The organism is Streptomyces sp. NPDC006925 (assembly GCF_042869575.1).
Classification (GTDB): domain Bacteria; phylum Actinomycetota; class Actinomycetes; order Streptomycetales; family Streptomycetaceae; genus Streptomyces.
Genome location: NZ_JBIAGB010000027.1, coordinates 1 through 790 on the forward strand (window position 1 = coordinate 1; position 790 = coordinate 790).

General features: G+C 64.4%; 1 protein-coding gene. It reads left to right on the forward strand.

What is annotated here, in order from left to right; translation table 11 throughout:
• Window positions 1-81 precede the first annotated feature (81 nt).
• Entirely contained in the window at window positions 82-657 is a 576-nt protein-coding gene (locus ACFYNS_RS27150; protein ID WP_388605501.1) for a phosphotransferase, read from the forward strand.
• Window positions 658-790 lie beyond the last annotated feature (133 nt).

Sequence of the window (790 nt, forward strand, 5' to 3'; positions counted from 1 at the left end):
TGAGATCACCACGCCAACGACGAGGGGCTCTGCCGCGTCACCACCCTCGCTGACCAGCCCATTTCACCTCTACAGCACAGGATGAAAGAGGTTCAGTTGCATGCCCTGTCACCGCGCTCCCCAGGGCTTGAGGACATCCCAACCGGGACCCGGAGACTCTCCAACGCCCACATTGCGGAAATCCCGGAGTTCGCCGACCGGGATTTTGCGATCTGGCTGACGGGTTGGCTCGACCGGGTCCAGTCTGTCGAAGCGGAGCGTGAGCGCCGCAGCACGGTGGTGCATGGTGACCTCTTCGCGGACAACGTCGTCGTACGTCAGGACGGTCACCTGTCGGTACTGGACTGGGAGACGATCTCGCTTGACGACCCCCTCCTCGACCTCGGAATGGCAGCCGTAGGGCTTGCCCAGGAGGCCGGGATCCTGGTCCCAGCGCGGCTGGATGCCCTTCTCTCCGGATACCAGGACATCGCACCGCTGTCCGGGGAGGATGCCGCAGCGCTGCCGACGGAGATCGTGCACGCGGCGTTGATCATCGCCTTCCACCGCTACTACCGGCACAACATCCGCTTCCCCGACCCGGCCAAGAGCTCCATCCACAACGAGATGATCCAGTTCGTGGATTCGGTGGAGAAAGCGACCTCGTTGCGAGGCTGAGACGGCTTGGGGCGCTGCTCTCCTCTACGCAGATCGGCTGAGTACAGAGGGAAGCGGCTCCAGCGGCCTACTGCGCTGGAGCCGCTTCCCTGTCCTTGCTGTCGCTCAGGCGCGCAGGTCGCCGGCCTTGACG

What these genes read in the sequence shown, in the direction of transcription:
- ACFYNS_RS27150 (WP_388605501.1), top strand. Translation starts at nt 82, where the DNA reads ATGAAAGAGGTTCAGTTGCATGCCCTGTCACCGCGCTCCCCAGGGCTT.